The sequence below is a fragment of the Bradyrhizobium sp. F1.13.3 genome, from assembly GCF_040548265.1.
Taxonomy (GTDB): Bacteria; Pseudomonadota; Alphaproteobacteria; order Rhizobiales; family Xanthobacteraceae; genus Bradyrhizobium.
On sequence record NZ_JBEPRI010000008.1, the window covers coordinates 366623 to 374589 of the forward strand.

A 7967-nucleotide genomic window follows, 5' to 3' on the forward strand; every position below is an offset into this window, starting at 1 on the left:
CGCCCGTCGGCACGCGTGGCAAAACAAGAGCATACACAGATGGATCGACCCTGATTAGCCCGGGAAATCACGGCTCTTGTGCATCGCGATGCGTGTGCTGCCGCAACATTCACGCGGCCATGATGACGCCGCAAATGGCTACCGAAGATTGCACATGGCGTGATGACAAGCCGAACCTGCAGCGATAGCCTGCCGGCAAAACAAAACAGACGGGAGGAAATGCCATGCCTGATGCAATGGTTGCTGCGCGTGCCTCTGACGCGGGGCGCGGAACCAGCCAGCAGGTCGACGTTGCCGTGGTTGGTGCCGGATTTGCCGGCCTCTACCTTCTCCACCGGCTGCGCAAGGCCGGCCTCACGGCGGTCGGCCTGGAAGAAGCCGGCGACGTCGGCGGCACCTGGTACTGGAACCGATATCCCGGCGCGCGCTGCGATATCCAGACCATCGACTACAGCTACACCTTCGATCCGGATCTCGAAACCGCCTGGACCTGGTCGGAGAAATACGCGACCCAGCCCGAGATCCTGCGCTATCTCGGCTTCGTGGCCGACCGTTACGATCTCAGGCGTGACATCCGCTTCAAGACCAAGGTCACGGAAGCGAAATGGGACGAGGCGACCGAACGCTGGCAGCTCACCACCGACAATGGCGCACCGGTCTCCTGCCGCCATTACATCATGGCCACCGGCTGTCTCTCGGCGCCGAAGCCGCCGGAGATCGACGGCGTGAAGGATTTTGGCGGCGAGGTCTATTTCACCGGACGCTGGCCGCATGACGGCGTCGATCTCGCCGGCAAGCGCGTCGCGGTGATCGGCACGGGATCGTCGGCCATTCAGTCGATCCCGCTGATCGCCGAGCAGGCCGCACACCTGACCGTGTTCCAGCGCACGCCGAATTTCGCATTGCCGGCGCATAACGGCCCTGCGCCTTCCGATCGCATGAGCCTGCTGCAAGGCGACCGCGCGGCCTATCGCGAGCAGGCGCGCCAGTCGATGGCCGGCGTCCCCTATCCGCAGCAAACGGTCGTAAGCTGGCAATTAAGCGATGCCGAGCGCCGTGAGCGGTTCGAACGCGCCTGGGCGGCCGGCGACCTCGTCCACATCCTGACCCAGCTCTGGGCCGACCAGGCGGTCGACATCGACGGCAACAAGATCATCCAGGACCTGATCCGCGAGAAGATCCGCGCCGCCGTCAAAGACCCCGAGACCGCCGCGGCGCTGATGCCGGACGATCATCCCTTCGGCGCCAAACGCCCCTGCCTCGATACGAACTATTACGCGACCTACAACCGGCCGAACGTCACGCTGGTCAATCTGCGCCAGGAGCCGATCAAGACGATCACCACAAGTGGGATCACCACGGCCAAGCGCAGCGTCGACGTCGACGTGATCGTGTTCGCGACCGGCTTCGACGCCATGACCGGCGCGATCCGCGCCGTGCATCCGATCACCGGACGTGGCGGCAGATCGCTCACCGACGTCTGGGCGCAGGGGCCGCAGACCTATCTCGGGCTCACGGTCGAGGGCTTCCCGAACTTCTTCATGATCACCGGGCCCGGCAGCCCGTCGGTGCTGTCGAACATGGCGGTGTCGATCGAGCAGCATGTCGACTGGGTCGTCGACCGGCTCAAGGCATTGCGCGACGCCGGCTTCACCACGATCGAGCCGACCGAGACGGCGCAGGCCGGCTGGAACAGGCACATGGCCGACTGCTCGATGGTGACGCTGCACCGGCTCGCCAACACCTGGTACACGGGCGCCAACGTGCCCGGCAAGGTGCAGGGCCTGATGCCCTACACCGGCGGCGTCGGTCCCTATCGCAGCATCTGTGACGAGGTGGTCAGCCGCGGCATGCTCGGCTTCAAGCTGACCGGCCCCGATGTCGCCGCGCAATGCAATGACGGCGAGGTGGTGCGCCTGCAGCCGGATGTGCGGCTGGTGCTGAACCTGTTGGCGTCGCTGAATCTCCCACAGATCGAGTCGATGGGCGCGCTCGGCGCTCGCGCCTTCGTCGACGAGTTCAACAAGGGCCGCCCGGCGGGACGGCCGATCGGCGACATCATCGACGGCACTCTGCCCGGCGCCGACGGTCCCCTGCCTTACCGGGTGTACCGGCCGACAACGCCGGGACCGCATCCGGTCGTGGTCTATTTCCACGGTGGCGGCTGGGTGCTCGGCGACGAGCAATCGGACGAACCGTTCTGCCGCGACATGGTACGGCGGACCGGCATGATGCTCGTCAGCGTCGGCTATCGTCATGCGCCCGAGTATCGTTTCCCGGCCGCGGCCGAAGACGGCTATGCGGCGACGCGCTGGATTGCTGAGCACACCGCCGAGCTCGGTGGCAGGCCGGGCCCGGTGCTGGTCGCGGGCTGGAGCGCCGGCGGCAACATCGCCGCCGTCACCTGCCAGCTTGCGCGCGATCGCGGCGGGCCGGATATTGCGGGCCAGCTCCTGATCTGCCCGGTCACCGACTGCACCTTCGACCGTCCCTCCTACAACGACAATGCGACCGGCTATTTCCTGACCCGCTCGCTGATGTACTGGTTCTGGGACCTCTATTGCTCGCCGGCCGACCGCACCGATCCGCGCGTCTCGCCGCTCCGCGGCAAGGTCGCAGGCCTGCCGCCGGCCTTCATCGTCACCTGCGAATTCGATCCCCTCCGCGACGAAGGCATCGCCTATGCCGAGGCGATGGCGGCCGCCGGCGTCCCGGTCGAGCAGCTGAGGGCGCGCGGCCATTTCCATTCGTCCTTCACGATGGTGGACGTGATCATCACCGGCGCGCCGGGCCGGGTGCAGATGGCCGAGGCCTTGCGGCGCTTCGCCGGGTTGCCACCGGAGGTCAGCCGCGGCGACGATCACAGCCAGGTTCGTACCAGCCCGGGGCACAGGATCGCGGCGGCCGCGAGCTGAAAGCGAATATTGGCGGGAACTATTTCCCGATCATCGCGTTTGGTGCTGTGGCATTGAGATGCAGTAATGGGTGTAGGCCCCGGCACGCAGGCTTGTGTGCCGGGGTTCTTTTTGCGTGAGGCGGAACGATGGGGGACGTGGTTGAGGATTCAAAGGTCGATTTTGGTGTCCTGGCGGTGCTGCATAAATGGCCATCGCTTGCGAACCAGCGGCGATCGGACAGGGCGTCCTACCAGGTGATCGAGGGCACGCTCGACGAATGCATCTCGGCGTTCATGGCGAAGCCGGCGGCGACCAGGCATCTCTATGAGATCCGCACGATCGCGCAGCCGCCGCTGGTGACGGACATCCTCTCGCCCGAGCACATCACCGAGCTGGCGCGGCTGCGCGAATTTCTCTGATCTTCGCAGAAAGCGCCGGCTGAGCGCAGGAACCTTCTTCCGGTTTTTCCCGTTGATGGTGATCGGAAGCGAAGGCGTGAGTGCCTCACATGCTTGAAGCCGGCGTACCAGCCCCGGTCGTGCCCTATGGCGCAGACCAGACCTTGTTCGTGGTGATCGACCGCCTCGACAAGGCGACTGAAATCCGTGTCGAGCGAAGCGATCTCGACGCCACGATTGGCGAACTCGTCGCGGGCTGCTTCAACGACCCCGTCAAGGTCATCTCGTTCAACACGCTCGAGCACTGGATGAAGGATATCTCGACCGACGTTGCCGGCGAGATTCGGGCGCGCTGCGACATCGATGGCATGACCCTGCCCGACTATCTCAGCGACTTCGTCGAGAGCCATAGCTGAGCGCGCATGGTGTGATGAGTATCAGGCCCGTCGGTACTTGCCGGTGATGACCTCGATCTCGCGGCGGCGTTCGCCTGCGAAGATCAGGAGCTTTTCGATCGTCAATGTATCCGTGATCCGCTTGGCGAGCCGCTCGGCGCGTGTAGCCTGATCTTCGAGATACTGGATCGTGTTCAAACGCCGCCTCCCAAGAGCTTAGATCTGGAGTCCCCAATGTTTGGGTATCCATGGTGGCTGGAGGCGGCTAACAGCCGGTTAAGCACAGCGTTTCGGATCGATATAGCTGCAAATTATTGCACCACATCGAGCCGGACATTGGTGACACCCTTGTCGACCATGCCCAGCGCCTCGGCCGCGGAGGGAGAGATGTCGACCACGCGTCCGCGAACATACGGCCCGCGATCGTTGATCCTGACGGTCACGAAGCGACCGGACGAAACGTCCGTGACGCGCAGCTTTGTGCCGAACGGCAGGCTGGGATGGGCCGCGGTCAATTCGTTCTTGTCGAACCTCTCGCCGCTCGCCGTCTCCGTATCCGAATAGAAGCTGGCGACACCATGCGAGACGCTTTGCTTTGCGCCGTCGGGGACGCGCGCCCGGCTGATCGGACGCGGATGCAGCGCCGCCACCCTGTGCGGTCGTTCGACAGCGGCTTGGCGGTGGGTGCCGAGATCGGCCTTCTGGCGGCCGACCGGCGATTGCGCACACGCCGCAAGCGACGCCGCGCCGATGATGGCGAGCAGTACCCGGCACAGGGTTGCCAACGAAATCCGGGCATTTTCGGCACGTGCAAAGCAAGACATGATGCGCCCTCCGAATGCCCCGAGTTTCGGCGGGCAATGAGGGCAGAACCTTGTCGGAACGAAAGCGCGCCTGAGGCCGCAGCCGTTTCGCGTTTAGCTGTGACGATTCCACCACACTGGCTTGTCCTGAATCGAGACAGATTCTCTCGCGAGCACCTCTCTTACTCCCTCTCCCCCGTTCTTGCGGGGAGAGGGAGTGGTGAGGAGCCGCCTCCGCGAGTCCGGCGTGAATGTAAGCGTCAGTACTGCGGCTCGTACATCTGGGACTGCACCAGTCCCTTCACATCGTTAGGCGCGGGTCCGTCCGCCAGGCCGCGCTGAAAAGCGACATCGGCGACGGCGGCAGCGATACGGACCGAGACTTCGCGGATGCGCGGCAGCGCCGGATAGAGGCTGCCCTGCGCAAGATCGTCCTTGCCGACGCAATTGGCGAGTGTATGGGCGGCCGCCATGAACATTTCGTCCGTCACCAACCGCGAGCGGCTGGCGATAACGCCGAGGCCGACGCCCGGGAAGATGTAGGAGTTGTTGCCCTGGCGCGGCACGTAGGTGCGGCCATTGAGCTTGACCGGGTCATACGGACTGCCGCAGGCAAACAGCGCGCGGCCCTCGGTGTAGCGGTAGGCGTCCTCCGCCGAACATTCGGCCTTCGAGGTCGGATTGGAAAGCGCGAACACGATCGGCTGTTCGTTGAGCTCGGCCATCGCCTTGAGCACATCGGGCGTAAAGGCGCCGCCGACCGCGGCCACACCGATGATCGCCGTCGGCTTCAGCGTCCTGATCGCGGTAAGGAAGTCGGCGACCGGCGCCTGGTCGGCATGGGCATAACGGAGCTTGTGACCGGACAGGCCTTCGCGTCCGCCGACGACGAGGCCGCGGGAATCCACTAGCCAGTTGCGGCGGAGCGCTTCCGCCTCGGAGACGCCCTCCGCCATCATCGCGGACGTCACGAGATCGGCGATGCCGGTCGCGGCCTCGCCCGCGCCGAGGAACAGGATGCGCTGATCCCTGAGCTTGCCGCCGTTGACGCGCAGGGCCGAAAAGAGGCCGGCGAGCGCGACCGCAGCCGTACCCTGGATGTCGTCGTTGAAGACGCAGGCCTCGTCGCGATATTTGTGCAGCAGCTTGAATGCCGAATGATTGGCGAAATCTTCGAACTGGATCAGCACACCCGGAAAGATCTTTCGCGCGGCGACCATGAACTCGTCGACGAAGCTGTCATAGGCCTCGCCGGTGAGCCGCCGCTCGCGCAAGCCGAGATAATAAGGGTCTTTCAGGAGCTCTTCGTTGTTGGTCCCGACGTCGAGCACGATCGGCAGGCACGTTTCCGGATGCACGCCAGCGCAGGCGGAATACAGCGAGAGCTTTCCGACCGGAATGCCCATGCCGTTGGCGCCGAGATCGCCGAGGCCCAGGATGCGCTCGCCATCGGTGACCACGATCAGCTTGGCCGGATAGGGCCAGTTCTTCAGGATCTCGGCGATCTGGCCGCGATCGCGCGAGGAGATGAACATGCCGCGGGGGCGCTGGAAGATCAGGCCGTATTTCTGGCAGGCGAGCCCGACCGTCGGCGTGTAGATGATCGGCTGGATCTCGTCGATATTGTCGACGACGACGCGGAAGAACAGCGCCTCGTTGCGGTCGTGCAACGCATTCAACGCGACATATTTTTCGAGATCGGTCGGCAGCGTGCGCAGATTCACGAGCACCCGCTCGACCTGGGTCTCCATCGTCAGAACGCAAGGCGGCAGCAGGCCGCGCAGGCCGAGATCGTCGCGCTCCTGCGCGGTGAAGGCGGTGCCCTTGTTGAGCAGGGGATCGCGCAGCAGCGTCATGCCGTGCACGGAATCGGACGATGTCGAATGGGCGCTGACCCGAGCAGGTCTATTCACGAATTCCCCCAGGGAGTTTCTTATTGAAGGGCGGGCATTGTCGGTCAGCGCTCACCTGAGATCAAGGACGCAGAAAACTGCGGCAAGGATTGTGATCCCGCACCGCAGCGAGGTTTTGGTGACGGGCAAAGGTTAATGCCGTAACGCTCCCGCTCCTCATGGTGAGGAGCGCGTCTTCGCGCGTCTCCAACCATGCAGGCCCTGCTCTCGCCCGCGGCGCATCCTTCGAGACGCCGCTCCGCGGGCTCCTCAGGATGAGGAGGGGTATTATTCAGCCTTGATGTCGGCGGCCTTCACGATCGGCCACCATTTCTCGGTCTCGACCTTCTGGAAGGATCCGAGCGCTGCGGGCGTTTGCTGATCGGACGGAGGAATCTCCTGCCCCAATTCGCCAAACCGCTGCTTGACGGCGGGATCGGCAAGCACGGTGACGATGGCCGCGTTGAGCTTCGTGACGATCTCCTTCGGCGTGTTCTTCGGTGCCCAGATGCCGTGCCAGTAGGAGATGTAGAGACCGGGCAGCCCCGCCTCGTCGACAGTCGGGATATCGGGCGCGGAGGCGAGCCGCGTCGGCGAGGTTACCGCGAACGCCTTGATCGCACCGTTCTTGTAATGCGGCAGCGAGTTCGAGGCCTGATCGAACATGATGTCGATCTGCCCGGCCACGAGGTCGATCATGGCGGGCCCCGCGCCGCGATAGGGCACGAACTGGAAGTCGGTGCCGGTCCTCTCCTTGAAAAAGACACCGGCGACGTGAGCCCCCGTGCCGGCGCCGGCCGTGCCGGCAGTCACCTTGCCGGGGTTGGCCTTCAGCCACGCGATCATCTCCTTCAGAGTGTTGGCCTCGAGCGACTTCCGGCCGACGATGAGCTGCGTGCCCATCGCGATCATCGCGACCGGCTCGAAATCGGCGATCACGTCATAGGGCAGCTTGAAGATCGCGCCGTTGAGCACATGCGTGCCCCAATGACCGATCGTGATCGTGGTGCCATCAGGCGTTGCGCGCGCGACGCGGGCGCCGGCGATGCTGCCGGAGGCGCCGGCGACGTTTTCGACCACGATCGTCGCGTGCAATTCGGCGGCGATGCGTTCGGACAGGATCCGCGCCAGCGTGTCGGTGGGTCCGCCCGCCGCGAACGGTACCACGAGGGTGATGGGGCGGGACGGAAACGGCTGGGCGCTTCCCGGCGCAGTCCACGTCGCACATCCAATCAACGCGCATGCGACAATCACATGACCGCGCAATCCGGCCCACAGCCCCCGCATCAGTCTCTCCACCCTTTTTGCCACCCGCATGTTGTCAGCAGGCTGGAGGTAGAGTGAACGCTGCCGCGCGGATGGAGGCAAGCCGGAAATATGGCGGACCGCTTAGGACATGTACTCATAAACTCGCGCTGCACTTCGTGTGAGGTCCGCCCTGCCTCCGATACCGGCCGTGTTGCGCACCTCATCCCAGGTCCGAGTTGGGCCGATTTTGTTGCAAAAGTCGGTTGAGACAAGTCACGAACCGTGATTCCGTTGTGTTGACGCGAATCTCGGCGAGGTCGATCCATGATGGGCC

7 protein-coding genes are annotated in these 7967 nt (G+C 64.4%); 3 read left to right on the plus strand and 4 right to left on the minus strand.

All coding sequences use genetic code 11. From position 1 onward, the window contains the following. The first annotated feature begins 224 nt into the window (after positions 1-224). From ABIB66_RS23435 to ABIB66_RS23445, 3 genes are all read left to right on the plus strand, one after another. Positions 225-2915, plus strand: coding sequence for a flavin-containing monooxygenase (locus tag ABIB66_RS23435; protein ID WP_354255817.1), 2691 nt, complete (start codon positions 225-227; stop codon positions 2913-2915). Between the two features lie 128 nt (positions 2916-3043). Further along, complete coding sequence (locus ABIB66_RS23440; protein ID WP_106946928.1) at positions 3044-3316, plus strand: hypothetical protein; 273 nt, start codon at positions 3044-3046, stop codon at positions 3314-3316. 89 nt (positions 3317-3405) lie between these two features. After that, positions 3406-3711, plus strand: a complete 306-nt coding sequence (locus tag ABIB66_RS23445) for a hypothetical protein (protein WP_247358856.1) — start codon at positions 3406-3408, stop codon at positions 3709-3711. A 21-nt stretch (positions 3712-3732) separates the two neighbouring features. Here ABIB66_RS23445 and ABIB66_RS23450 read toward each other — a convergent pair whose 3' ends face one another. The 4 genes from ABIB66_RS23450 to ABIB66_RS23465 all read right to left on the minus strand — a co-directional run bounded on the left by ABIB66_RS23450 (position 3733) and on the right by ABIB66_RS23465 (position 7672). Beyond that, positions 3733-3888 (minus strand): hypothetical protein, encoded by a 156-nt coding sequence (locus tag ABIB66_RS23450; protein WP_354208924.1) that lies wholly within the window; start codon positions 3886-3888, stop codon positions 3733-3735. Positions 3889-4001: 113 nt separating this feature from the next. After that, a complete protein-coding gene (locus tag ABIB66_RS23455; RefSeq protein WP_354208925.1) occupies positions 4002-4514 on the minus strand; it encodes a septal ring lytic transglycosylase RlpA family protein in 513 nt (170 codons plus the stop codon). 239 nt (positions 4515-4753) lie between these two features. Beyond that, on the minus strand, positions 4754-6406 hold the full coding sequence (locus tag ABIB66_RS23460) for an NAD-dependent malic enzyme (protein ID WP_354208926.1): 1653 nt from the start codon (positions 6404-6406) through the stop codon (positions 4754-4756). 267 nt (positions 6407-6673) lie between these two features. Continuing rightward, positions 6674-7672 carry a Bug family tripartite tricarboxylate transporter substrate binding protein gene (locus ABIB66_RS23465; RefSeq protein WP_354208927.1) on the minus strand — a complete coding sequence of 333 codons (999 nt, stop codon included), beginning with the start codon at positions 7670-7672 and terminating at the stop codon, positions 6674-6676. Positions 7673-7967: the final 295 nt, after the last annotated feature.